27 protein-coding genes are annotated in these 23,967 nt (G+C 31.3%); 17 read left to right on the forward strand and 10 right to left on the reverse strand.

Features of this window, described 5'->3' with window-relative positions:
* Genes ACM591_RS03655 through pcp form a run of 3 tightly spaced genes read left to right on the forward strand, consistent with a single transcriptional unit; the run spans position 1 to position 2,297 of the window.
* Complete coding sequence (locus ACM591_RS03655; RefSeq protein WP_029378330.1) at positions 1-705, forward strand: DUF969 domain-containing protein; 705 nt, start codon at positions 1-3, stop codon at positions 703-705.
* A complete protein-coding gene (locus ACM591_RS03660) occupies positions 698-1,624 on the forward strand; it encodes a DUF979 domain-containing protein (protein WP_029378331.1) in 927 nt (308 codons plus the stop codon). The genes ACM591_RS03655 and ACM591_RS03660 overlap by 8 nt, the downstream gene beginning before the upstream one ends.
* A gap of 31 nt (positions 1,625-1,655) precedes the next feature.
* Positions 1,656-2,297 (forward strand): pyroglutamyl-peptidase I, encoded by a 642-nt coding sequence (gene pcp / locus ACM591_RS03665; RefSeq protein WP_029378332.1) that lies wholly within the window; start codon positions 1,656-1,658, stop codon positions 2,295-2,297.
* 93 nt (positions 2,298-2,390) lie between these two features.
* Here the strand turns inward: pcp and ACM591_RS03670 are convergent, their stop codons facing one another.
* From ACM591_RS03670 to ACM591_RS03680, 3 genes are all read right to left on the reverse strand, one after another.
* Positions 2,391-2,891, reverse strand: coding sequence for a GNAT family N-acetyltransferase (locus ACM591_RS03670; RefSeq protein ID WP_058625873.1), 501 nt, complete (start codon positions 2,889-2,891; stop codon positions 2,391-2,393).
* Positions 2,892-3,021: 130 nt separating this feature from the next.
* A complete protein-coding gene (yidC, locus tag ACM591_RS03675; protein ID WP_069796927.1) occupies positions 3,022-3,831 on the reverse strand; it encodes a membrane protein insertase YidC in 810 nt (269 codons plus the stop codon).
* A gap of 160 nt (positions 3,832-3,991) precedes the next feature.
* Complete coding sequence (locus tag ACM591_RS03680; RefSeq protein WP_418354428.1) at positions 3,992-6,013, reverse strand: cation:proton antiporter; 2,022 nt, start codon at positions 6,011-6,013, stop codon at positions 3,992-3,994.
* Between the two features lie 178 nt (positions 6,014-6,191).
* Here ACM591_RS03680 and ACM591_RS03685 point away from each other — a divergent pair, with 178 nt between their 5' ends.
* The gene (locus tag ACM591_RS03685; RefSeq protein ID WP_038679092.1) at positions 6,192-7,001 is read left to right on the forward strand and encodes a metallophosphoesterase; all 810 of its coding nucleotides are present in this window, start codon (positions 6,192-6,194) and stop codon (positions 6,999-7,001) included.
* A 129-nt stretch (positions 7,002-7,130) separates the two neighbouring features.
* On the opposite strand, the gene ACM591_RS03690 is transcribed toward ACM591_RS03685, so the two are convergent.
* Positions 7,131-7,742, reverse strand: coding sequence for a C39 family peptidase (locus ACM591_RS03690; protein ID WP_038679090.1), 612 nt, complete (start codon positions 7,740-7,742; stop codon positions 7,131-7,133).
* Between the two features lie 185 nt (positions 7,743-7,927).
* Between ACM591_RS03690 and ACM591_RS03695 the strand changes: the two genes are divergently transcribed.
* Positions 7,928-8,392 (forward strand): GyrI-like domain-containing protein, encoded by a 465-nt coding sequence (locus tag ACM591_RS03695; RefSeq protein ID WP_038679088.1) that lies wholly within the window; start codon positions 7,928-7,930, stop codon positions 8,390-8,392.
* Positions 8,393-8,603: 211 nt separating this feature from the next.
* Here ACM591_RS03695 and ACM591_RS03700 read toward each other — a convergent pair whose 3' ends face one another.
* Complete coding sequence (locus tag ACM591_RS03700) at positions 8,604-9,806, reverse strand: multidrug effflux MFS transporter (protein ID WP_038679086.1); 1,203 nt, start codon at positions 9,804-9,806, stop codon at positions 8,604-8,606.
* Between the two features lie 286 nt (positions 9,807-10,092).
* Between ACM591_RS03700 and ACM591_RS03705 the strand changes: the two genes are divergently transcribed.
* Both ACM591_RS03705 and ACM591_RS03710 read left to right on the forward strand, forming a co-directional pair.
* On the forward strand, positions 10,093-10,473 hold the full coding sequence (locus ACM591_RS03705) for a GtrA family protein (RefSeq protein ID WP_029378340.1): 381 nt from the start codon (positions 10,093-10,095) through the stop codon (positions 10,471-10,473).
* Positions 10,474-10,803: 330 nt separating this feature from the next.
* Positions 10,804-11,673: a cation diffusion facilitator family transporter gene (locus ACM591_RS03710; protein WP_029378341.1), complete on the forward strand. Its 870-nt coding sequence runs from the start codon at positions 10,804-10,806 to the stop codon at positions 11,671-11,673.
* Between the two features lie 421 nt (positions 11,674-12,094).
* On the opposite strand, the gene ACM591_RS03715 is transcribed toward ACM591_RS03710, so the two are convergent.
* Positions 12,095-12,472 (reverse strand): hypothetical protein, encoded by a 378-nt coding sequence (locus ACM591_RS03715; RefSeq protein ID WP_186335531.1) that lies wholly within the window; start codon positions 12,470-12,472, stop codon positions 12,095-12,097.
* 371 nt (positions 12,473-12,843) lie between these two features.
* Here ACM591_RS03715 and ACM591_RS03720 point away from each other — a divergent pair, with 371 nt between their 5' ends.
* Entirely contained in the window at positions 12,844-13,530 is a 687-nt protein-coding gene (locus ACM591_RS03720; RefSeq protein ID WP_029378343.1) for a 2,3-diphosphoglycerate-dependent phosphoglycerate mutase, read from the forward strand.
* A 202-nt stretch (positions 13,531-13,732) separates the two neighbouring features.
* Here ACM591_RS03720 and ACM591_RS03725 read toward each other — a convergent pair whose 3' ends face one another.
* The gene (locus ACM591_RS03725) at positions 13,733-13,837 is read right to left on the reverse strand and encodes a putative metal homeostasis protein (protein ID WP_017722768.1); all 105 of its coding nucleotides are present in this window, start codon (positions 13,835-13,837) and stop codon (positions 13,733-13,735) included.
* A 221-nt stretch (positions 13,838-14,058) separates the two neighbouring features.
* Between ACM591_RS03725 and ACM591_RS03730 the strand changes: the two genes are divergently transcribed.
* The 6 genes from ACM591_RS03730 to ACM591_RS03755 all read left to right on the forward strand — a co-directional run bounded on the left by ACM591_RS03730 (position 14,059) and on the right by ACM591_RS03755 (position 19,713).
* Complete coding sequence (locus ACM591_RS03730; protein ID WP_058625870.1) at positions 14,059-15,504, forward strand: MDR family MFS transporter; 1,446 nt, start codon at positions 14,059-14,061, stop codon at positions 15,502-15,504.
* 30 nt (positions 15,505-15,534) lie between these two features.
* Positions 15,535-15,870: an ASCH domain-containing protein gene (locus ACM591_RS03735; protein WP_029378345.1), complete on the forward strand. Its 336-nt coding sequence runs from the start codon at positions 15,535-15,537 to the stop codon at positions 15,868-15,870.
* A 375-nt stretch (positions 15,871-16,245) separates the two neighbouring features.
* Positions 16,246-16,614 (forward strand): cystatin-like fold lipoprotein, encoded by a 369-nt coding sequence (locus ACM591_RS03740; RefSeq protein WP_029378346.1) that lies wholly within the window; start codon positions 16,246-16,248, stop codon positions 16,612-16,614.
* A 40-nt stretch (positions 16,615-16,654) separates the two neighbouring features.
* Positions 16,655-17,257: a DsbA family protein gene (locus ACM591_RS03745; RefSeq protein ID WP_058625869.1), complete on the forward strand. Its 603-nt coding sequence runs from the start codon at positions 16,655-16,657 to the stop codon at positions 17,255-17,257.
* A 225-nt stretch (positions 17,258-17,482) separates the two neighbouring features.
* The gene (gene adcA / locus ACM591_RS03750; RefSeq protein WP_058625868.1) at positions 17,483-19,027 is read left to right on the forward strand and encodes a zinc ABC transporter substrate-binding lipoprotein AdcA; all 1,545 of its coding nucleotides are present in this window, start codon (positions 17,483-17,485) and stop codon (positions 19,025-19,027) included.
* A 170-nt stretch (positions 19,028-19,197) separates the two neighbouring features.
* Positions 19,198-19,713 (forward strand): YceI family protein, encoded by a 516-nt coding sequence (locus ACM591_RS03755; protein ID WP_029378349.1) that lies wholly within the window; start codon positions 19,198-19,200, stop codon positions 19,711-19,713.
* 171 nt (positions 19,714-19,884) lie between these two features.
* On the opposite strand, the gene ACM591_RS03760 is transcribed toward ACM591_RS03755, so the two are convergent.
* Both ACM591_RS03760 and ACM591_RS03765 read right to left on the reverse strand, forming a co-directional pair.
* On the reverse strand, positions 19,885-20,664 hold the full coding sequence (locus ACM591_RS03760; protein ID WP_326026652.1) for a hypothetical protein: 780 nt from the start codon (positions 20,662-20,664) through the stop codon (positions 19,885-19,887).
* Entirely contained in the window at positions 20,654-20,992 is a 339-nt protein-coding gene (locus tag ACM591_RS03765) for a PadR family transcriptional regulator (RefSeq protein ID WP_029378351.1), read from the reverse strand. Before ACM591_RS03765 ends, ACM591_RS03760 begins: the two co-directional genes overlap by 11 nt.
* Before the next feature lie 143 nt (positions 20,993-21,135).
* Between ACM591_RS03765 and ACM591_RS03770 the strand changes: the two genes are divergently transcribed.
* The 3 genes from ACM591_RS03770 to ACM591_RS03780 all read left to right on the forward strand — a co-directional run bounded on the left by ACM591_RS03770 (position 21,136) and on the right by ACM591_RS03780 (position 22,469).
* Positions 21,136-21,729 carry a DNA-binding protein gene (locus ACM591_RS03770; protein ID WP_326026651.1) on the forward strand — a complete coding sequence of 198 codons (594 nt, stop codon included), beginning with the start codon at positions 21,136-21,138 and terminating at the stop codon, positions 21,727-21,729.
* Positions 21,730-22,200, forward strand: coding sequence for an SRPBCC family protein (locus tag ACM591_RS03775; protein ID WP_029378353.1), 471 nt, complete (start codon positions 21,730-21,732; stop codon positions 22,198-22,200).
* Positions 22,201-22,292: 92 nt separating this feature from the next.
* Positions 22,293-22,469, forward strand: coding sequence for a hypothetical protein (locus tag ACM591_RS03780; protein ID WP_029378354.1), 177 nt, complete (start codon positions 22,293-22,295; stop codon positions 22,467-22,469).
* A 54-nt stretch (positions 22,470-22,523) separates the two neighbouring features.
* On the opposite strand, the gene ACM591_RS03785 is transcribed toward ACM591_RS03780, so the two are convergent.
* On the reverse strand, positions 22,524-23,966 hold the full coding sequence (locus ACM591_RS03785) for a 6-phospho-beta-glucosidase (RefSeq protein WP_418354429.1): 1,443 nt from the start codon (positions 23,964-23,966) through the stop codon (positions 22,524-22,526).
* Between the last annotated feature and the right edge of the window lies 1 nt (position 23,967).

Genomic DNA, 23,967 nt, shown 5'->3' on the forward strand with positions numbered 1-23,967 from the left:
ATGGAATGGTTAAAGTTAATTGGTATTCTAATTATTATATTGGGGTTCCTGTTTAAGATTGATACGATTGCAGTAATTTTAATTGCTGCTGTTGTTACTGGTATCGTATCTGGGTTAGATTTTTATTCCATTTTAGAAACACTAGGTAAGGCGTTTGTTGATAATCGTTTAGTTACATTATTTATATTAACGTTACCGATGGTCGGTTTGATCGAACGATTCGGTTTAAAAAAACAAGCTTCTAACATGATAGGAAAGGTGAAACGAGTTACAAGTGGGCGTCTGATGACAATATATTTATTAATTAGAGAAATAGCTGGCGTGGCTTCAATACGAATCGGTGGTCATCCTCAATTTGTGCGTCCACTGATTAATCCAATGGTTCAAGGTGCGTTAAAAACTAGATATAATTTGAAAGACGATGAAGTTGATGAATCAGACATTGAAAAGATAAAGGCACAAACTTCTGCAATGGAAAACTATGGAAACTTCTTTGGACAAAACTTATTCGTTGGTGCTGCAGGGGTTTTATTAATGGTAGGGACATTTCAATCATTAGGCATTAAAGTAGATGCAATTGAATTAGTGTTGGCTTCAGTACCCATAGCACTAATTGTATTAGTGCTTGTCTGGCTTAATAATATAAGATTTGATAAATATTTAGATAAAAAATATGACTCAAAGCAGGTGAAACGTGATGAGTGAACAAGTATTAAATAATATCTTAGAAGTTTTTTATATTTTAATAGGTTTACAATTACTATACACTGCGTTTCGAATTTTGAAATCTTCTACACATAAAAAGAAATATGGCACAGCATTATTTTGGATTTTGCTAGCTGCAACATTTATTGTTGGTCCGTATATTCCAAATGTAATTAATGGTTTATTTATTTTAATCATGGGGATACTGACTTTATTTAAACAAGTGACAATTAATAATATTGTCGATGTAACTGAAGAAGAAGGGGTGCATGGTGCTCGAAAATATGGAAATAAGCTATTTATTCCAGCTGTTATCTTAGCAATTGCGGCGATAGCTGTTTCAAATTGGACCCCTTTAGGTGGCGCAATAGGTTTAGGTGTTTCTTCTATATTAGGGTTAATAGCTGCATATATAGTAATTAAACCTAAAATAAAATATGTATTTTATGATAGTGATCGACTAACACAACAAATTGGTACTGTGGGTATATTACCTCAATTTTTAGCTGCTTTAGGGGTATTATTTACAGTAAGTGGAGTTGGAGATGTCATATCGAAAGGTATTTCATCGATATTACCTGAAGGAAATCACTTGGTAGGTGCAGCTGCATATATATTAGGTATGGTATTTTTTACTATGTTAATGGGTAATGCTTTTGCAGCCTTTACAGTAATTACTGCAAGCATTGGTATTCCGTTCGTCATCGCACAAGGTGGAGATCCTGTTATCGCAGGTGCACTAGCTATGACTGGTGGATTCTGTGGCACTCTACTAACACCGATGGCAGCTAATTTCAATACATTGCCGGTAGCATTGTTGGAAATGAAACAAGAATTTGGTGTTATCAAAGCACAAGCACCGATTGCACTTATACTTATAGTAATACATATTGGCTTAATGTATGTATGGGCGTTTTAACTGATTTCAATTAAAAAGGGGCGTTTTAAAAATGAGAATCTTAATAACTGGATTTGATCCATTTGGTGGAGAAGAAATTAATCCTGCATTAGAAGCGGTGAAACAATTACCTGATAATATTGAAGGACATACGATAGATAAGTTAGAAATACCAACCGTCTTTCATAAGAGTAAGCATGTACTAGAAGCAAGTATGAAACAATATGATTATGATATTGTGCTAGCAATTGGACAAGCTGGCGGAAGGTTTGAATTAACACCAGAGCGTGTTGGTATTAACATTGATGATGCACGAATAGCGGATAATGAAGGTCAACAACCGATTGATGAATGTATCCAACAAGATGGGGCGCCGGCATATTTTTCTAATTTACCTGTAAAACGTATGACTGAAGCTATTAAAGCGAATGGTGTGCCTGCACGTTTATCTAACACGGCTGGAACTTTTGTATGTAATCATATTTTGTATCAATTAGGTTACTTACATGCAACGCAATTTCCTCATATAAAATTCGGCTTTATTCATGTACCTTTTATACCTGAGCAAGTTGTAGATAAACCCGAAAAACCTTCAATGTCTGTAGAAACAATTCGGAAAGGATTAAATGCTGCTTTAGAAGCTATCATTGAGTCTGACGAAGATATTAAAGTAGCACTTGGAGAAACACATTAAAGTAAAAGTTAATAAATTCCATTGAATAATATAAACAAAGGGCTACGAGATCTTTAAGACAAGATTTCCTAGCCCTTTTTATTTGAGTTGAATTTAATTATCATGTTCAGTACGTGTGTAGTCCATGCGGATTTCGTTATATGTTTTGCCGAAGAAAGTAGGTTGTTTATAGGGTGTTTTTTTAAATCCAACTTGTTCGTAGAAATTAATGGCGTTAGTATTTTCTTCTACAACCCAGAGTGTTACGTTATCTGGGTAAGACAGTTCTAGCGCTCTCTGTGTTAAAGCATAGCCAATCATATGTCGTTGGTATGCTTCTAAAAGATACAACGCGTATATTTCACTCCAATTGTCAGATTCTGAAATAGATTTTGTTTTACCATAAGTGATAAATCCTACAATCTCATCCTTAACAGTTGCAACTAAGGTAGGAAAATCGTGTATAGAGGACTTCTTGATAAATTGTTCTTTATCAAGGTTTTCTAGATAGTCGTTTTCAGAAATATGATTATATGTTTTTAACCAACTCTCGTAATGGACATTGGCTTTACCATGACGATCTTCCTCCGTCAACGCTCTAATTGTAAAATCCATAGAATGCCCCCTTGCTAACTAAATTGATGTTATTATAGCATCATTATTTTAAAAAAAGAAATTTTTCAATTCAAAATAATTATAAAAAGCAAAATATTAAGTGACCAAATAACAAAGTTTTAAGATGCATTTAAGTAAATTTACGCTCATCTAACTCATCTTGAAGATGCATTGCTTTGTTGCGTGCAAGTTTACCATAATAAGAATGTGCAAAATGCATTTGAATAATTAAAAATAATCCTCCAACGGTCCAATATAACCCAAGTGCTGCAGCAGAATATAGTGAAATATATGTGATGAAAATAGGTGATAAAACCATCAATACATAGTGTGTTTTTCTTTGGTCTTTAGGGTAATGACATGCATTCACTAATGGCTGGAAGAAATATACTATTGCTGCAATTAGTGAAATCCAAAGATTAGGTTCAGTTAAGTTGAACCACAAAAAGTTTGGATAACGATCAATACCATCTCCAGTAGGATACTTTAAAGTAATAATTAAACCTAATAATATAGGTAATTGAATCATTATAGGCAAACATCCTAGAACATTTTTTAAAGGATTAATATCATATTGTTTATAAAAATCCATTAGTGATTTTTGTGCTTCGTTTTTTTCTTCTTGTGAATTCGCAATTTTAATTTTGTTTCTCAAATCATCAATTTGTGGTTGGAGAATTTTGTTTTTTTCGCGCATCATATGCATATTTTTTACTTGGGCAAGCATAAAAGGAAGTAAAAATAATCTTATTAGTAACACGATTGTGATGATTGCTAAACCATAATTATCTCTGTATAAATGCCCAAAACCATGTAACAATATGTCGATGGGATGGACAAAAATTGAATGAAATAAACTACTCACAGCTTCATCTTTAGAATAATCACAACCAGTTAAAAATAGGGGGACTAATAATATAATAAGCCCTTTCCAACACATAATATATTTCCTCCAATTAATGTATTAATAAATATAACTTAACACAATTTGAATGTGATTTTAAGGTTTTAAAAATATAAAGTTACCTTCATATTTTATATTGCAATAATGTAAAAAAAGTCACTACCCCAACGTGAAATAAGGTGTAGTGACAGTGGTTTTATTTTGAAGTTAAGATGATCTCATTATAATTAATATGTTCTCTGACTTGTGCAGCAACATGTTCATCTATTTGCTTATTTTGGATTAGTTCATCAAGATAAGTTCTCTCTGCGTATAATCCTTCTAACTTATGTGCTTCAGTAATTGTATCTGGTGTCTCATTTTGTTTATTACGATTTCTTCTAATTCTGTGAAGTCTGTTGTAATACTGGTTTAAAACAATGTTTATTTCTAATACGTTTTCATTCGTTTGTTCTTCTTTTAAACGCAGTGCAACATTATGATGTACGATACGCATAACTTTCTTCACTTCTTGAAAATTTGATTTAAATTGTTTTAATTGTGTACTTTCTACATGTTTCTTTGCTCTCCATCTTAAGATTAACATTTTAATAACAACTTTAAATTTATGGACAGCTGATGATTCCTTAAATTGTCTTGATGTTTCTATAGCTGAGCGATAGTTCAAAATCGTTTGACGGTCAACTTTATTTTGAGTTACTAAACGTTCTAACGTTTCGGTCTCTGTTTCACTAGCAATTGTTTCTAGTCGCTTGACTTCCTTAGCATTATTTTCCTCTGGCGTCATCTGCAGCAGAAAGAATAGTTCATCAAAATAATCAGAAATAACGGTACTATAATTTGTTGATGTGTGTGCTTTAGACTTTGTTTTAAAATGTTTAATAACATGTTGTACTATATAAATTTTGGCAACCGCATAGCTCATAGTCGATGAGGTTGATTTCTCTTCCGAAGGTGTAATAATAGGTAGCACGATTTGAGCCATGACTAAACTAATAATTACCATTAATGAAGCAATAAATAGTAAATCATTTTTATAAATAAAGGGTTGTTGTTGTGCTAATAATGTAGGTAATGTTAATGCCATAGATAGAGAAATTGTACCGTGAATGCCACACATTGTCATAATGAAGGCGTAGTGTGCACGTTTTGGTGGCACTTCATATTGGTCATTAAGATAAGATTGAATGTTATTTGGATAGTAAAATTGTTTGAATAACATAAAGACCCAGATAAAACGAAAAACATAAATAGCTAGTGCAATTAATAAGGTTGTAATAATCAAGAATATAATGTTCTGTGGTTCGTCTTTGAAAATTGCAGAAACAACTTCAGGTACAATATAACCTAATACGACAAAGACAAAGCCTTTAAGTACATAACTTAATGTACTCCATATCTGGTTATAGTTCATTTGTAGTTCGGTTTGAGCACGAATCAATCGTTCACGTTCGAATCCATGTATTAAACCAGCTACTACAACTGCAATAATCCCTGATGCGTGTAACATTTCGGATATGAAATAAACGACGAAAGGTGTTAATAATTGAATGAAGATCATTGTATTACCATCTTTAAGACCTTTATGCATAGATAGATAAACACGTAGTCGTACAATCATAAAGCCAAAAATTGCACCTATTAATATGCCTAGAATAGTTGAAATAATAAATTGTTCTATGGCATCGAATGTAGAAAATGCACCAGTAATAAGTGCTGTAACAGCAATTTTGAAAGAGATAATACCAGCAGCATCATTTAATAACGACTCACCTTCTAAAATAGTTAATGCACCTTTAGGTAATATTTTTCCTTTAGTAATAGCTTGTACAGCTACTGCATCTGTTGGGCATAAAATGGCTGCTATTGCGAAGGCAGCAGGCATTGGTAACTCAGGCCAAATCCATCCAATAAAATAACCTACACCTATAACAGTTGTAAATACTAACGCCATCGCCATTAAAATAATAGGTTTGCGATATTCTAACAGTTTAGATCGTGATACATGTGTACCCTCAACAAATAGTAATGGGGCAATCACAGCCATCATAAACACTTCTGGTTCAAATTCAAAGTGTAAAGGGATTGGGAGAATATATAAACAAACACCTAACCCAATCTGAATGAAAGCCATAGGTATCTTTGGAAACTTGTTATGTATAATTGAACTTATAATTACTGCTATAATAAATATTAAAAAAGCTTCTAATAATAACATACTTACTCCTTATTTTTTTGATTGTTTTATATTACCATTATCACAAAAGCATAGATAGTAATTTTTTGGAAATATAATAGACTTCAATAGTTAATTAATTTATAGGCGCATGATTTAAAAATGAATATACAAATGTGTCATAATAGAGCTGTTAAGATAATAGAGGATTGTGATAGTAATGAAAATAGGTGTCATATCAGATTTGCATATTGATCGTCACAAGAAGTTAACTCCAGAAGATTATACAAACGAATTAGTAAATGCTATACAAAAACAAAGAATAGAACTCTTGCTTATTGCAGGAGATATTTCTAATAACTATAAATTAACGCATCGGTTTGTCGATGATGTAGAGACGCAATCACATATAAAAATATTATTTATCCCAGGAAATCATGATTTTTGGGCTACAGATACGGATGCATCGTCCGCTGAAATTTTAGATTACTATATGAATATGGAAGCGTGTTTGATAGGGAATCCTTATCATCTCAATGATTCATGGGCAATTGTTGGTAATACAGGTTGGTATGATTATACGTATGCAAGTTCAGAATTTTCCCTTGAGCGCATTGCTCGTAGAAAATATTACGGTGCAACTTGGCAAGACAAAGTCAAAATAGATTGGCCTATGGAAGATAGAAAGCTATCGTCAATTGCAGCAAAGCAAACAATTAAAGATATGGAACAAGTGAAAAATAAGCGTATTATTTTAATGACTCATATTGTGACACACCCTAGGTTTGCTGTGCCGATGCCGCATAGAATATTTGATTATTTTAATGCTTTTATTGGGACGTCTGATTTTGATCAGATTTACCAGCAATATGATATTCGATATAGCATTATGGGACATGTTCATTTTAGAAATGCTTTTGAAGAACGGGGGATAACATATATTTGCTCGTGTCTTGGTTATCAAAGGGAATGGCGTTCTAATAATATAGCACAAGAAATTAATCATGCTTTATATACAATTAACATATAATGAAAGAAGCGGCCATCATTATGAAATGGTCGCTTCTTTATTATTTAGATTTACTGTAATTATTTGTAGTAGCGCCTAATACGACTATTTGATAAGTGATTCATTTTTGATAAGGCAAAGTAAAAATAGTTATGGCTGAATATGAAAACTTAGACGGCCGGGTGCGTCATAACTTTGTGCTAACTTGGATTTTTTAATTTTTATTACTTGATATTTATTAGGTATTAATGCCGGAAATACAATTAATTTTCCTATGTGAGACCAAAGTGGATCGATGTAATAATAATGATCGTCATCATAACCAATAAGTAAAGTAACATGAATATTAGATACTAACTTAGTAGGCTGATTATCTAATTTATAAGTACGACGCAAAGGTCGTTGCCCGAGCACAGTATGATAAATAACTACGGGTTGACCATTGTCTAAAACTGTACATAATTCAGTTAAAGACTGACCAGTACTATCTATGATTTTTTTGTCATATTGTTTGAGATGTGGGACAAGAGCAGAAGGGAAAATAGTTTGATGATGTCCCAATTTAATCCATAAGTGATGCCCTACGTAACCTTTATAAGGGTTGTTTTTATGTTTAGGCCAATATCTCATTATTTGAGTGGCGGGTATTTTATGCTGATTGAATTGTAACATCATTGCTGTGGATACACCTTCACAGCCCATAATCATTGGTATTGGAAATAATTGACTAATTGGTTTAACGGGTAATATATTTAATTTCATGATGATGCTCTCCCTAATGATTTGTACTTCAATGCAAAAAATGAAGCAATTTTACATTGTATTTATTATATAGCTATTTTTAAAAGTTGCCTATTAAGATGCTTAAGTATTATAGCAATAGTTTGGAATAGATATTATTGAGCTATTTTGGTTATAATAGCATAAAAAAAGGTGGGGAATTACATATGAAACATAGAATAGAAACACTACCAACGTTATCTGTACTAGGAGAAAAAAGAGAATATGCCACAGGACAAAAAGCACAAGAAAATATTTTTATGTTCTGGATGGATTTTGATGAAAGTGGTAAAAAACATGACTTATTAAAATTAAGTAATGAACATTTACCAGGTCTATTAGGAGTATGTAAACCACTGGATAACGGGGAAATGCATTATTTAATAGGTGTTACGAGTGATGAAGATAATGAAATTTGGCATCAAACAGAATTAGCAAGTGGTAGATACCTCGTATTTGATGCTGAGGGACCAGTCCCAGGTTCTATAAAAAATGCAATGGAATCTATTAATAGACATATTTTACCAACATTAGATTATGAATTACGAAATGCGCCATTTTTTGAGTTTTATAAAGAAGGGGAAATTAGAGCAGAGGATTATATTACAGAAATTTGGTTACCAATTGTTTAAACTAAAAGTAAAAATTTAATTAAAATAGGGACAGGTTACAAATCAAAAATTTTAAAAATTGATTTTGTATACCTGTCCCATTAAAGATGATTAGGAAAGAAATCGCACTTAATATAATTTTTTCTATCTTAGTCATTTTTGACTCGTTAATCGGTTTTCTTACCACTATTAGAGTGATGTTTATTACTCTTAGATACTAAAATTTTAGAGATTACGCATTTCGCTTAATCATGATAGATTTTAATAGCACTTCTAATAAAATAATTAATATAGTAGTAATAACTAGGATGATGAGATAAGGCATAACACTGTATTCACCTTTTAAACCAACAAGAGGAGACATAATTCCACCTAATATAAATTGGAATAGTCCAAGCAAGCTTGATGCGTTACCACTGCCGCCTGTTCGAGATTCCATAGCTAATGTGAAACTTAATGGACCAATTCCTGTTACAGGACATACATTAAGGAAAAAGGCGATGATTAATACCCATAATGGTAAATGGAGTATAAGTGCGAAAAGAATCAACACAACACCTGAAATTTGTATTAATGTTAGCAGTACAAGGAGAAAATAGCGATTGATATATTCTACGAGTAGCGCTGTTAATTGACTCGTAATAATTAAGCCGATACCATTTAACGCAAATAAAATACTAAATTGCTGTGGTGTCATATCATAAATCTTCTGAGTAATAAACGGTGCAGCAGAAGAAAAACTAAAGAGCATTACATAGGTTAATCCTTGTAATAGCATTGGAATGATAAACGCAGGTTTCTTTAGCAGATACCCAAAGTCTTTAAATATTAAGGCAAAGTTAAGTTTAGTAAGATCAGCATCTCTTGTTTCTTCCATTTTAAAAAAAGCAAAAATTAAAATTGCAAAGCTGACAATGGTTAAAATTAGGAATATTGCTTTCCAATTTGAAACGCTTAAGGCATATCCGCCGATTAAAGGTGCAAGAATAGTGATAATTCCATTAACAACTAATAATGAGGCTAATCCTTTTGCTAGAGATTTTCCTTTATGCTGATCGCCAATGGACGCTTTGGCAATGACGATAGCGCCTCCTCCAGTTAACCCTTGTATGAGGCGTATTACTAGTAATAGCGATAGTGATGTTGTAAATACGGCTATTAACGAAGCGATGACGTATATTGAAATAATGAGTAATGCAATTTTTTTACGACCATATGCATCAGATAATGGCCCAAATGTAAATTGCCCAATTGCAAGTCCAATCATAGCAAATGACAGTGTAAGTTGTACTTGTGAAGTAGTTGTACCAAAATCACTCTGTACATTTGGAAGTGAAGGAACATACATATCTATTGTTAAGGGCCCAAAAGTAGTCATAATACCCAACATAATAATGACCATCAATGGTAGTTGGCGATTCGTAATTTTATCCATATATAGTACTCCTTTAAGCACATTTAGTTACGTTATGATAAAGAAAAATTGAATGTTTAGTAACTAGATTATTATCGCACACGTGAATATAAATGCAATGACAAAATGGCATGTTTAATATGCGTGTACTGTTCCAGATATTATTTTTAATATATAATACAATATATTATGATAAAATACTGATTTATAAGCAATATATATTTTTACACATATCTCAGCTTGGTTAAACAAGCTATGTTTAATTGTAGTATGGTCATTTTAGATTGTCACACAAAGGAGAAAATTGATGCATTTAACTAAGACACAGTATGAAATTATAAAATTTATTCTTGTTGGTGGAATTAACACCTTTAATTATTACGTGGTTTATTTATTTTTATTAAAGTTAATTGATATAAATTATTTAGTCAGTCATATCAGTGGATTTATTGTTAGCTTTATAGTTTCTTATTATCTAAATTGCTATTTTGTTTATAAAGTAAAACCGACATGGCGCAAATTCATTCAATTCCCATTAACACAAGTAGTAAATATGGGGATGCAAACGATTTTACTATATGTATTTGTACAATGGTTCCATATTTCATCTGTTATCGCACCATTTGCTGGACTTATTATTACCATACCAATTACGTTTGTATTATCTAAATATATATTAAGAGACTGACATCAAAATTAAATTTTGACGAAATGATATTATATTATTGAGCATTATTAGTTGCCTATCTGTAATAATAAAGTGGGCTATGATAATGCTTTTTTAATATTGTTATGTTCTATAAATATACAGTAAAATGCTGATAGAAATACTTAGAGATACATTCTTGATTTACAGAATATAATTTGATTTTTGCACAATTTAACAATAAATTTTAGGAATGGCTAAAAAAAAAATTAACTAAAAAATATTAAATAATTATATAATAAAAAATGTTGTAAATATGCTTGTGATAGGTCATAATATATAATCCAATATCAATTAAGGTGGATGTAGCACATGACACAAAGTGAGAATTTAAAACTTGCACAAAAAGGTGCATACCTGAGTTTAATCGTCTATATTATACTTTCTATTTTGAAATTTATAGTAGGATATATTTATGAATCGGCGGCAGTAAGAGCTGATAGTATAAACAATATGACTGATATTGTTGTCTCATTAGCAGTTATTATCGGATTGAAAATTTCTATTAAGCCTGCAGACAAAAACCACCCATATGGACACTTAAAATCTGAGAATATTTCATCATTACTGGTTTCGTTTATTATTATGTTTGTGGGTATTCAAGTAGTAATTGAAAATTTGCCTAATATATTTTCTAATGAACACAGTACACCAAATGCGATTACGATTTATGTCAGTGTTATTAGTGGCGTGATTATGTTAGTCGTTTTTATTATCAATCAAAAGCTTGCTAAGCGTACAAATAGTAGTTCACTTAATTCAGCTGCAAAAGATAATTTATCAGATGCTTTAGTTAGTATTGGTACCGCGATAGGCTTAGTGTTTACTCAATTTGGTTTACCAATCATCGATACATTACTAGCAACGGTTTTAGGACTACTAATCATATATACAGGTTTCGGTATTTTCAAAGAGGCTATCTTTACATTAAGTGATGGATTTAATGAACAGGAGCTAGAAGCATATAAGAATTATGTATTAGACATTGAAGAAGTGATTGATGTTCATACTATTAAAGGTAGATATCATGGAAGCAGTATTTTTGTCGATGTAACAATCGTTGTAGATTCAGACTTATCATTAGAAGAAGCGCACCATATTTGTGATAAAGTAGAGCAACATATGCATGCTAAAGGGATATCGTCTGTGTATGTGCATCCTGAACCTGCTTCAATACAGTAAAATCGATTATTACAATAAAAAAATATAATTCATAAATATCATACAACTAAATAGGTATATAGCATTTTGTGTTGTAGTGGATTAAATAGAAAATTCAATTGATAATATTTGTTGAGTCATGTTATAAAATTAATATACAAGGTATCTCGTCAATTCAGTTTAGTAGTGTTTACTAAACTATTCGAAGGTACCTTGTTTTTTTAAAAGTATTTTAATGTGAAGTTACATACGAACATGTTATTTTTGGTGATGCACTTGAGGCTACAGGATAAAGGTGTCCCTTAAGAAAGCGACCTACAATATGAAGTATTGAATAAAAAAGAAGCACTCAGATGAATTAAATCATCTAAGTGCTATTTTTATGGGATTTATGTCCCAGTATTTGTGTATATTATTTAAACCTAGAAATTAGGTATTATACTTACCACCAGCCGTTAGCTACACGGAAATCAATTGCTGCGTCAACTGAACCATAACGTTCTTCGGCATAGTTAATCATACCTTTTGTTTGTTCTTCAACTGATCCAGTTCCCCAAGATTCTTTAGTTTGTCCTAAACCTCTATAGCCTAATTCATTTACAGCATCTGGGTTACCACTTGATTCTGGCATTACAATATTGTCCCATAAAGCTTTAGTACCGCCTGCTTCAATAAATTGATCGTATACATCACTTGTTGATTGTGTTGTTTGTTGTACAGGAGTTTCAGCTGCGTCAGCTGTTGACACATTTGAGTTTACACCAAACCCAGTTGCTGCAATTGTAATCGATGCGAAAGATGCTAATAATAATTTTTTCATTGTTAAAAATCCTCCTAATTGATTTTACCTGTGTTTAGAAATGAAATATACAGGTTTTATATTTCTTAATCGTTATGTGCTATATTTACTTATTCATTTTTAATTTCTTAATTCAACGTTTACAACTATAACACTATAAAAAAGCGCGTAGGTTACAGTGAAATAAAAATAAAGTATCTTTTGTGAATAAAAGAAGACAATTATTTCAAAAACGTGTGTAAATTGTTATAATTTTAATATATAGAGAATCAAGATAAATACATAAATGCTTTTATGAAAGCATTTATGATATAATTCATAAATTATTTTTGTTGTAACATTTCTGTAAAAAACAGAAAAATTATATTTTATTTAATGAAAGAAGGAATAATATGCCAAAATTAATTTTATGTAGACATGGACAAAGTGTTTGGAATGCTGAAAATTTATTTACAGGATGGGCAGATGTAGATTTATCTGATCAAGGTAAAAACGAGGCTATTACTTCTGGTAAAAAACTAAAAGATCAAGGTATTGAAATTGATATTGTATATACTTCTTTACTAGAAAGAGCAATTAAGACTACGTTTCACTTGTTAAATGAATCTGATCAATTATTTATCCCAGTTATAAAGTCGTGGAGACTAAATGAAAGACATTATGGTGATTTGCAGGGTCTGAATAAAGATGACGCACGTGAAAAATTTGGCGAAGAACAAGTACATATTTGGAGACGCTCTTATGACGTTGCGCCACCTAAACAGGGTGAAGAACAAAGAAATGATTATTTAAATGATAGAAAATATGAACATTTAGATAGAAGAGTTATGCCTGAATCAGAAAGTTTGAAAGATACACTAATAAGAGTAATACCCTATTGGAATGATCAAATCTCTCAACAACTTTTAGACGGTAAAACTGTGCTCGTTTCCGCACATGGTAATTCATTACGTGCGCTTATCAAATATTTGGAAAATGTATCTGATGAAGATATTATTAGTTATGAAATAAAAACAGGCGCACCATTAATATATGAATTGACAGATGATTTACAGGTAATAGATAAGTACTATTTATAATACAAAAATTTATATGAAAAAGGACCGAGGCATTGTTTTCATGTCTCGGTCCTTTTGTATGTGTATTAATACTTGTATATTTGATTCTGCAGTTAGTTACTTAAGACTTGAGATTGGGCTTATCAAGTCTTATTTATAACATTTTAATATTAGGGGGATCACTACCAAATTATTAATCTGCAATAAATAAAGAGTTAATGAATTATTTATTACGCTTATGTTGTTGAATAATCTTACGTGCACGTTTTCTTGTTTTAATGTTTGGGCTATTCAAGTTACGTCGTGCTGTTTGTAAATCTAATTTCATAAGATATGACCTCCTTCACAAAAGTAATTATGAAGGCAACATGCAATTTTGTAAATAGTAATTGTTACGATTTAATCGAAAAATAGCACTTTTCTGAACGATATGTCAAAATTACAATATTTTTGAGTATTTTTAATGTTATATTCAAAAAATATATGTATAATGCACCAATGTGGCTCATTTCTCAAAGGCTAAACTAATAGAAAATGTAGGAGATAAAAATGACTCAAAAAACTAAAATAATAATGATATTGATGATGTTGTTTGGTGGTTTCTTCGGACTTTTAAATGAAACATTGTTGACTACAGCATTACCAAGTATAATGACAGACTTTAATATAGATTATACGCAAGTACAATGGCTAACTACAGCGTTCTTATTAACTAACGGCGTCGTTATACCATTATCGGCAATGGTGATTCAACGCTTTTCGACAAGACAAGTATTTTTAACGGCAATTTTAATATTCTTTATTGGTACAATTATTGCGGGCTTTAGTCCGAATTTTACAGTTTTATTAAGTGCAAGAATTGTTCAAGCACTTGGTTCAGGTATCATGATGCCTTTAATGATGACAACTATACTAGATATATTTGAACCACACGAACGTGGTAAATATATGGGGACTTTTGGTCTAGTGATTGGCTTGGCTCCAGCGATTGGTCCAACTCTATCAGGTTATCTAGTTGAATACTTTGATTGGCGCTCGTTATTCCATGTAGTTGCTCCAATTGCAGCGTTGACATTTATAGGCGCATTTAAATTTGTGAAAAACGTAGGAACAAATAGAAAAGCACCAATTGATATAATATCCATTTCCTTATCAGTATTAGGATTTGGTGGGCTCCTATATGGTACAAGTTCAATTTCACGCGACGGGTGGAACGATCCTATCGTTTTAACGTCAGTGATAGGAGGTATAATTCTTGTTGCGATTTTTATTTTCCGTCAAACAAGACTAGAAACACCATTACTTGATTTTTCAGTATTTAAAAATAGCCAATTTGCAGTAGGTATTGTTATTATGGCGTTTACAATGATATCAATGATAGGTTCAGAAACTGTACTTCCAATGTTTGTCCAAAACATAATGAATGATTCTGCACTTCAATCAGGATTGATATTATTACCTGGTGCGATCGTAATGGGTATTATGTCTGTAGCTTCAGGTTTTTTATATGAAAAGTATGGCGCGAAAATATTAGCATTTATCGGTATGCTCATTGTAGTAATTACAACATCATACTTTGTTATAATGGATGAAAATACTTCTGCAGCAATACTAGCAACTGTTTATGCAATTCGTATGATTGGTATTGCACTTGGATTAATGCCACTAATGACACATACAATGAATCAATTATCTCGTGATATGAACGCCCATGGTTCTTCTATGACTAATACGGTGCAACAGATATCTGCTTCAATAGGGACAGCAGGTTTAATTACAATCATGAGTCAAGTAGCAAAAGATTTCACTCCTAATATGAGTGATTACAAAGGCATGGGTAAAAAAGAAATGGCCATGCAAATACAACATGAAGCACTATTAAGTGGTTATCATGCAGCTTTCTGGTTTGCAGTAATTATTTCGTTTATTAGCTTAATCAGTGTGTTTATGTTGAAAAGTAAACGTAAAATTGAACAAGAACAAGAAAATTTATAATAATGGAGCGTGAGCCTCATAGAACATTCGATGAGATTAAATGATGAACCATTTCAATTAGTAAAAGAAGGTACAAAGACCATTGAAGTGAGACTGAATGATGCTAAAAGACAGGAAATACAAAGTGGAGACTTTATTACTTTTACAAATTTAAAATCGGCAGAGCAAATAACAGTTGAGGTTATTAGAACCGAAGTATTTACATCGTTTCAAGCACTGTTGAATCATTATTCAAATCAAGTGACTGGCTTTAGCAATGATATACAATTATCACAAAAATTAGCATCAATTTACCAGATATACTCACAAACAGATGAGTTAGATTACGGAGCGTTAGCGATTGAACTTCGATTAATAACCAAATAGTTTCAATCATATAAAGTAGACTAAATGATATAACTCAAAACACCCATTTATTATTGTAATATGTAACTAAAAGTTGGCTTTTAAGCCTAAACTTTAAGTAATGCATAACTAATAAAATGAATGGGTGTTTTTATAGAATTAGTTATTTTTACGTGTGATTTAAAGCTATTATTGAATTGCTGTACACTGCATTCAGTTGGTTATCATGAAGATTACTAATAATCCTCAAAAAAGTTACAGCAATTTATATCATGTGCTTTATTACATATTGATATAGTATATTTTATATATTGGGTGTATGATAATATTTATGGTGATAATGTATATTTAAATATCTACTTGATATAGATAAGTTTTAGGAGTGAATTGTATATTATGAAGAAGTTATTGATTTTACTTGCTATATTTGGACTGGTACTTGCTGGATGTAGTAGTGGAAAATATGCTGATAAAATAGATAAGGCAGTAAATAAGCAACAGCAATATCAAAAAGAACTTGCTAAACAACAAAAAGGCGATGTGGAACGTAAATTTGATAAAAAAGACGCTAATATCTACGTTAATGAAAAAGGAAAACACGTTACAATTGCTTATAAACCATTTAAAAATGATGAGGAAGTTCATTATTATACTTATAAGTTTAAAGATGGAAAAGCAAAGTATATAAAAGATTTTAATTCTAAAGGTTATTTACATAAACATGAACCAGATTATAAAGAAGAAAATATGGATCTGGAAGAATAACAAAAATAAAATAACGAGTTAGAGGTGTACTAATAGGAATATGAAAAAGTTATGGTTATGTATAGGATTAGTAGCTATTATGATATTAGTCACAGCATGTTCAAGTGATCAACATGTACATAAAGATGATAAAATAGATGAAAATGGCAAAATTAAAATAATTGAATATGGTGATTTTAAATGTCCATACTGTAAAAAGGTAGAAACTAATGTAATGCCTAAATTAAAAAAAGAATATGTCGATAAAGACAAGGTAGATTATCAATTCGTAAATATGGCATTTTTAGGTGATGACTCTATTATAGGTTCAAGGGCTGGTCACGCTGTTAAGCAAGTTGCACCGGATCAATATTTAACATTTCAAAAGTTAATGTTTGAGCAGCAACCAGACTCTGAAAAGGAATGGATTAATAAATCATTAGTAGATAACCAAATAGATAAATTAACGATAAACCAAGATATGAAAGATAAAATTAAAAAGGAATATACAACGCCAGACAGTAAATCTTGGAAAGCTGCAAAGAAAGATCAAAAGCAAGCTAAAGAAAACCATGTTGAGACAGCACCAACAGTATATGTTGGCGGTGAAAAATTAGAAGACCCTTATAAATTTAAAAATTATAAAAAAATATTAGATAAATAAACATAATTGTATGTATAGTATACTGTGAATCATTATAATTTATAATAAAATGCTTTATTAAAGTGGTGTAACTAGACTTATTAAGATATAAGTCTAGCTACGCCGCTTTTTTATAATATATTTTAAATCGTAAAAATTACGATTAATTCTCTGTTTACTATTGCGCTTTGGAAAAAAGAGGCATATAATTATAAATCGTAACAATTACTATTTGGGGGTTTAGAAATGAAAAAATATACATATATTATGTTCAGCGTTATAGCTTTAGTAATGGTGCTAGCAGGGTGTGGCAAAGCTGATTCTGATAAGGGAAACGAAAAAATAAAAGTTAATACAACTGTATTTCCTTTAAAATCATTTGCAGAAGAGATTGGTGGCAAACATGTAGAAGTGGAGTCTATTTATCCTGCAGGTACAGATTTACATAGTTATGAACCAACGCAAAAGGATATTATAAATGCTTCAAAAGCGGATTTATTCGTTTATACTGGCGATAATTTAGATCCTGTTGCAAAAAAAGTTGCAGCTACAATTAAAAAAGATGACCAAAAACTATCTTTAGAAGATAAATTAGATAAATCACAATTACTTACTGATCAACATAATCACGATGAATCTGAACACGAAGAGAATCATGAACACGAACAGGGTGAACACCATCATCATGGTGGATACGATCCACACGTTTGGTTAGATCCAAAGCATGATCAAGTTTTTGCAAAAGCAATTAAAGATGAATTGATTAAAAAAGATCCTGATAATAAGAAGTATTATGAAAAAAATTATAAGAAATTAAATGACGAATTAAAAAATATTGATGAGAAGTTAAAAGAAACTAGCAGTAAGAAGCAGGGAAATACAGTATTCATTTCACATGAATCTATTGGTTATCTAGCTGACAGATATGGCTTTGTCCAAAAAGGCGTTCAGAATATGAATGCGGAAGACCCTTCACAAAAAGCACTTACAAAAATTGTCAAAGAAATCAAAGAATCAGGTGCGAAATATATATTATACGAAGATAATGTATCTAATAAAGTAACAGATACAATAAGAAAAGAAACATCAGCGAAACCATTAAAATTCTATAATATGGAATCATTGAATAAAGAACAACAAAAAGATGAAAATTTAACTTATCAAAAATTAATGGAAGAGAATATTAAAAATATTGATAAAGCATTAAGTGATAATATCCATAGTGATGATGATCAACATGAGTCGAAACATGATAAGGCTATTTCTGATGGTTATTTTAAAGATAAACAAGTTAAAGATAGAGCATTATCTGATTATAAAGGAGATTGGCAATCGGTTTATCCTTATCTTAAAGATGGTACTTTAGACGATGTGATGAAGCATAAAGCTGAAGATGATGATGCTATGTCTGCTAAAGAATATAAAGCTTACTATGATAAAGGGTATAAAACAGATATAGATAAGATAAAAATCACTGATGATACAATTACATTTAACAAAAATGGGAAAGATATAACTGGAAAATATAGTTACGATGGTAAAGATATTTTGAAATATGAAAAGGGGAATAGAGGCGTTAGATACACATATAAATTAGTAGATGATAATAAGGAATTACCAAAATATGTTCAATTCAGTGATCATAATATAGGGCCTAAGAAAACAGGACATTTCCATATTTTTACAGGTGACGATAAAGACAAAGTGTTGAAAGAACTAGATAACTGGCCAACTTATTATCCTGAAAAATTAACGAAAACTGAAATCAAAGAAGAGATGTTGGCGCACTAAATATCATTATACCTACATTTAGATTTTATATTTTAAATGCATGAATTTCTATTTAAAGGGAATAAAATATAAAGAAACAAAGAAAATAAGCTTTTTTTGTTGATATATATTATATAGTTGGTATAATTAGTATATTAACAAAACTTAAATACTTTGGAGGTATGTTTATAATGACAAAATTTAATTTTGACCCAGCACATTCCGTAGTTGAATTTTCAGTTAAACATTTAATGATATCTAATATTAAAGGTAGATTTACAGAATTTGATGCAAATATAGATGGTGATTTAAATGATTTAAGCTCTTTATCAGGGGATTTCACTATCAATGCTAATTCAATTGATACACGTGTAGAAGATCGTGATGGTCATTTACGTAGTGGTGATTTCTTAGATGTTGAAAACCATCCTGAAATTAAATTTGAATTAACAAAAGCTGATGAGTCATCTGTTACAGGTAATGTAACAATTAAAGGCGTAACAAATGAAGAAACTTTCGATTTTTCATATGAAGGTCAAAGTAAAAATCCTTTAAATGGTGCTACAACAGCTGGATTTATTGTTAATGGTAAAATTAATCGTGAAAAATATGGAATTACATTTAACCAAGCGCTTGAAACTGGTGGCGTTATGATTGGTAAGGATGTATTATTCCAAGTAAGTTTAGAATTCGCTTTAGAAGACTAATACAGTTTTTAAATATAAAAGAATGAGTCTTATTAAAAAGACTTATTTTCAAAAATAAAGGACTAATCCGTATTAATACGGATTAGTCCTTTATATATATCACGGTTTTAATCACGTATGACTTCTTAGAGTGGTGGATAAGTTTGCGCCTATATGGTCTTGGTCTTATACTTATGATTGACTTGAGTCGTCTAATTTTTTTTCGCGATAATATTTGATAATTGTATAAATGATAAAACTCCAAGATATAATCAGTAAGACAATTGAGGAAATATTTACATAATTTTTGTTCGTAAAGTCACCACCTGTAAATAGTGTACCAATCAGATTGGGTACGCATAACAATAGAATAAGACCGGCGTAAAGTTTTTGTTTTAAAATAAAGCAAGTCAGCATTGTTAATAATAAAAGTATTAAACCTAGTGTGAAATTAGTTGTTTGATTAGGTGACCAAATGATATAAAGCGGGTAGTTACGTAATAAATATTCACTTAATATATATAAACCAAAAATAGCTGCAGATGAAATTCCAATAATAGTATAAGTTATTTTACTGTCTCCCCAGCGCATAATTACTTTTTTGGCAAAGTATAAAATAAAGATAAATGACCCCAAAAAAATAAAGAGGAAATAACAAATTAAAGCAATTGTTAGCTGAAATGAATTATCTAACATTCTAGGAATTGTCGTCATAATGAACATGAAGGATATCAAATATAAAATATATTTGAATAAGCCCTGTGTCATATTTAAATGTGTTGAGAATTTATCTGCATAAGACTTGATAGGTGTATTTAATAGAGCGTCGATATTTTCATTATTTTCTTCAGCAATTGTAATATGGTCTCGTAATTCCTCTTCAATTGCATTTACCTCATCTTCGTTTTTTCCACGAAATAATAATTCGATTCTTAATTTTAATAAAAAATCTTCTGCCTTTTTACTCAACATTATAAACACTCCTCATTACATTATTCATACCATTATTTAAATAGTTCCATTTGTAAACAAAATTAGTTAATTCTTCTTTACCTTCTGCTGTGATGCTATAGTATTTACGCTTTGGGCCACCTGTATCTGATTTTTTGGAAATAGAAGTCACATATCCTTTTTTACTTAATCTCAATAACACAGGATAAATACTACCATCACTAATTTCAGGGAATTGTTGAGCTCTCAATTTATCTAAAATTTCATAGCCGTATGTTTCTCCTTGAGCAATTAGACCTAAAATTACACCATCTAACAACCCTTTCATCATTTGATTTGAAACTGACATGACATCCCTCTTCTCGCTATCTTACTATATAAGATAGTAAAGGAAACCGGAAATGTCAACTATCTTTTATAATAAGATAGTTGAGGTGGAATTTAATTCTGCTTAATTTGGGTATATTAAGCAGAAAAGAGGAGGTTGATGGTATGTTAACAGAATTACCAAATATAGGTAAACCAGCAACTAATGCTTTGCATAATATAGGCGTGAAGTCATTAGAAGAGGTATCTAAATACAAACGTACTGCATTACTAGAAATTCATGGAGTTGGACCTAAAGCGATTGAACTTCTTGAAGAAGCATTAAAAGCACATGATTTAAATTTTAAAAATGAAACGGATTTTGAAGTTCCATTTGAATTATCAGGTGATTTGTCTTGTGACAATGCGCCAAAGAGAAGGACAATGTTAACATTTTTAATTGCTTCAGCGACAGTTGATAAAAAGAAATTATCAAACTTAGTTACTGATGACTTTGTCTGGGAAGTTCCGGGAAGTTTTAAGTTAGAAGGTTTTGGTGACTTTTATAAAGAACTCGAAGCCCATAGAATTAATATTGCCTCCCTTGAAGTGAAGGATAATATCTCACGTGGCAAAGTAGGCGCAATACACGGGACGCAAATTGCACAAGATGGCTCAATAGTTTATTTTACATATATTTTTAAATTTGCAAGTCACAGTAAAGATGCTAAAGTTAAAGCTATCACGTCATATATCATTATGAATGAAGGAGAATCATAAATGAGTATTCAAATAGATGAAAACAAAATCATTTTTACGCGAGATTTTAAAGCAACAGCTCAACAAATATTTAACGCTTATACGGATCAATCGTTGTTTGAAAAATGGTTCCATCCTCAAGGCGCTACCACGGAAGTATATAAATTTGATGTACAAACGGGAGGTGGTGCATTTTTTGCAATTCGTGCACCTCAAGGTACAAGTTATACAGTGACCCATTATAATGATGTTATTGAACCTAAAAAAATTGACTATAATGATTATTTTGCTGATAAAGATGGCAATATAGATGAAAAAATGGCAGGTATGCATAATATCATTCATCTAACAGAAAATGATGACGGCACTACAATGATTCAATCTACAGCTGAATTACCAGACCCTAAAGCTGCGCAACAGTTGTTGGACATGGGTGTTGAAGCAGGTATGAATAGCACTTTTGACAACTTGGCAAAATTAGTTGAAAAATAACTAAAAGTATAAAAGTCAAAGAAATGTTAAAAATGTCACAGTTAGGACACCGCTCTTTTAGATATAATAAAGAGTGAAAAGAGGTGTGTCTAATGAAAAAACGATATATTAAAGTACTTGGATTATATTCTTTTAGTACTTTTATACCAGCTGTCATAGCAACAGAAAAATTAGTCCCCAATCATACATTGAAATGGGTATTACGTACATTAGCTGGATATGGTATTTTTGCCTATGGATTACACATATTAAGTAAGTTTAAACAATAATAAGAAGGTCCGAAACATAAATATATGTTTCGGACCTTCTTATTATGCTTATATTTAATCTAACCATTCACCATTTGATTCAATAACTTTACGGTACCAATCAAAGGATGCTTTTTTCTTTCTCTCTAACGTGCCATTACCTTCGTTATCTCTGTCTACGTATATTAAGCCATAACGTTTCTTCATTTCACCTGTAGTAAATGAAATAATATCTATAATTCCCCAAGGTGTATAGCCTATAAGGTCAACACCATCTTCATCAACAGCAGCGATAGCAGCATCAATATGCGCTTTTAAATATTCAATACGGTATGAATCGTTAATTTCGCCATTAGCATTTATTTCATCTACTGCGCCAAAACCGTTTTCTACTATAAATAGTGGGATTTGGTAACGGTCATATAATATATTCAACGTGTAGCGTAAACCTGTAGGATCGATTACCCAGCCCCAATCACTTTGTTGAATATAAGGATTATCTACTGAATTAGCTAAACCACCGTTGGTAACATTTTCCCCAGTGTATGCTTCAGCGTCGTGTTTAACAACTGTACTCATGTAATAACTGAATCCAATGTAATCCACAGTACCTTCAGTTAAAATTTGTTCATCACCATCTTGCCAACCTATGTCGTAACCTTTACGTGCGAGCATTTTGTTTGCGTAACTTGGGTAATAGCCACGTACTTGTACATCAGGGAAGAAAAAGCGTAGGCGGTTTGCTTTAACCGATTCCATCATATCTTCAGGATTCGAAGAATAAGGATAGATTGCGACATGAGAAATCATTAAACCAATTTCAAAGTTTGGATTGATCTCTTTACCAATTTTAACTGCTTTTGCGCTAGCGATAAGTTCATTATGAGCAACTTGATATAAAACTTCTTCAGGATTTTCATCTTCCTCAACAAGTACTCCTGAATTGGTCCATAAGAAAATAGGGTTGTCTGTATCCATTTGGTTATTAATCTCATTAAACGTCATCCAATACTTAACTTTATCTTTATAACGGGTGAACACTGTTTCCGCAAAACGTGCAAAGAAGTCTGCTACTTTTCTATTTCTAAAGCCACCATATTCACGTGCTAGGTGTAAGGGCATTTCGAAGTGAGATAATGTGATGACCGGTTCGATATCATATTTTAATAATTCATCAAATAAATCATCATAAAATTTTAAACCTGCCTCATTTGGTTCAGTTTCATCACCGTTTGGGAAAATACGCGACCAAGCGATTGAAGTACGCAAGCACTTCAATCCCATTTCATTAAATAGAGCAATATCTTCTTTGTAGCGATTATAGAAGTCGATACCAATATGATTTGGATAATATTTATCAGGTTCTACATCTTGAGTGATTTCACGTGCTTTACCATGAGCGCCACCAGTCATAACATCTATGACACTTAGCCCTTTACCATCTTGATCATAGCCACCTTCGAATTGATTGGCAGCAAGAGCGCCACCCCATAAAAAGTCTTTTGGTAATTTTGTCATT

Source organism: Staphylococcus sp. Ze2 (assembly GCF_048568365.1).
GTDB lineage: Bacteria > Bacillota > Bacilli > Staphylococcales > Staphylococcaceae > Staphylococcus > Staphylococcus xylosus.

Bases quoted from the DNA above. Each gene is read 5' to 3' on its own strand.
- ACM591_RS03655 (WP_029378330.1), top strand. From the start codon at position 1: ATGGAATGGTTAAAGTTAATTGGTATTCTAATTATTATATTGGGGTTC.
- ACM591_RS03660 (WP_029378331.1), top strand. From the start codon at position 698: ATGAGTGAACAAGTATTAAATAATATCTTAGAAGTTTTTTATATTTTA.
- pcp (WP_029378332.1), top strand. From the start codon at position 1,656: ATGAGAATCTTAATAACTGGATTTGATCCATTTGGTGGAGAAGAAATT.
- ACM591_RS03670 (WP_058625873.1), bottom strand. From the start codon at position 2,891: ATGGATTTTACAATTAGAGCGTTGACGGAGGAAGATCGTCATGGTAAA.
- yidC (WP_069796927.1), bottom strand. From the start codon at position 3,831: ATGTGTTGGAAAGGGCTTATTATATTATTAGTCCCCCTATTTTTAACT.
- ACM591_RS03680 (WP_418354428.1), bottom strand. From the start codon at position 6,013: ATGTTATTATTAGAAGCTTTTTTAATATTTATTATAGCAGTAATTATA.
- ACM591_RS03685 (WP_038679092.1), top strand. From the start codon at position 6,192: ATGAAAATAGGTGTCATATCAGATTTGCATATTGATCGTCACAAGAAG.
- ACM591_RS03690 (WP_038679090.1), bottom strand. From the start codon at position 7,742: ATGAAATTAAATATATTACCCGTTAAACCAATTAGTCAATTATTTCCA.
- ACM591_RS03695 (WP_038679088.1), top strand. From the start codon at position 7,928: ATGAAACATAGAATAGAAACACTACCAACGTTATCTGTACTAGGAGAA.
- ACM591_RS03700 (WP_038679086.1), bottom strand. From the start codon at position 9,806: ATGGATAAAATTACGAATCGCCAACTACCATTGATGGTCATTATTATG.
- ACM591_RS03705 (WP_029378340.1), top strand. From the start codon at position 10,093: ATGCATTTAACTAAGACACAGTATGAAATTATAAAATTTATTCTTGTT.
- ACM591_RS03710 (WP_029378341.1), top strand. From the start codon at position 10,804: ATGACACAAAGTGAGAATTTAAAACTTGCACAAAAAGGTGCATACCTG.
- ACM591_RS03715 (WP_186335531.1), bottom strand. From the start codon at position 12,472: ATGAAAAAATTATTATTAGCATCTTTCGCATCGATTACAATTGCAGCA.
- ACM591_RS03720 (WP_029378343.1), top strand. From the start codon at position 12,844: ATGCCAAAATTAATTTTATGTAGACATGGACAAAGTGTTTGGAATGCT.
- ACM591_RS03725 (WP_017722768.1), bottom strand. From the start codon at position 13,837: ATGAAATTAGATTTACAAACAGCACGACGTAACTTGAATAGCCCAAAC.
- ACM591_RS03730 (WP_058625870.1), top strand. From the start codon at position 14,059: ATGACTCAAAAAACTAAAATAATAATGATATTGATGATGTTGTTTGGT.
- ACM591_RS03735 (WP_029378345.1), top strand. From the start codon at position 15,535: ATGAGATTAAATGATGAACCATTTCAATTAGTAAAAGAAGGTACAAAG.
- ACM591_RS03740 (WP_029378346.1), top strand. From the start codon at position 16,246: ATGAAGAAGTTATTGATTTTACTTGCTATATTTGGACTGGTACTTGCT.
- ACM591_RS03745 (WP_058625869.1), top strand. From the start codon at position 16,655: ATGAAAAAGTTATGGTTATGTATAGGATTAGTAGCTATTATGATATTA.
- adcA (WP_058625868.1), top strand. From the start codon at position 17,483: ATGAAAAAATATACATATATTATGTTCAGCGTTATAGCTTTAGTAATG.
- ACM591_RS03755 (WP_029378349.1), top strand. From the start codon at position 19,198: ATGACAAAATTTAATTTTGACCCAGCACATTCCGTAGTTGAATTTTCA.
- ACM591_RS03760 (WP_326026652.1), bottom strand. From the start codon at position 20,664: ATGTTGAGTAAAAAGGCAGAAGATTTTTTATTAAAATTAAGAATCGAA.
- ACM591_RS03765 (WP_029378351.1), bottom strand. From the start codon at position 20,992: ATGTCAGTTTCAAATCAAATGATGAAAGGGTTGTTAGATGGTGTAATT.
- ACM591_RS03770 (WP_326026651.1), top strand. From the start codon at position 21,136: ATGTTAACAGAATTACCAAATATAGGTAAACCAGCAACTAATGCTTTG.
- ACM591_RS03775 (WP_029378353.1), top strand. From the start codon at position 21,730: ATGAGTATTCAAATAGATGAAAACAAAATCATTTTTACGCGAGATTTT.
- ACM591_RS03780 (WP_029378354.1), top strand. From the start codon at position 22,293: ATGAAAAAACGATATATTAAAGTACTTGGATTATATTCTTTTAGTACT.
- ACM591_RS03785 (WP_418354429.1), bottom strand. From the start codon at position 23,966: ATGACAAAATTACCAAAAGACTTTTTATGGGGTGGCGCTCTTGCTGCC.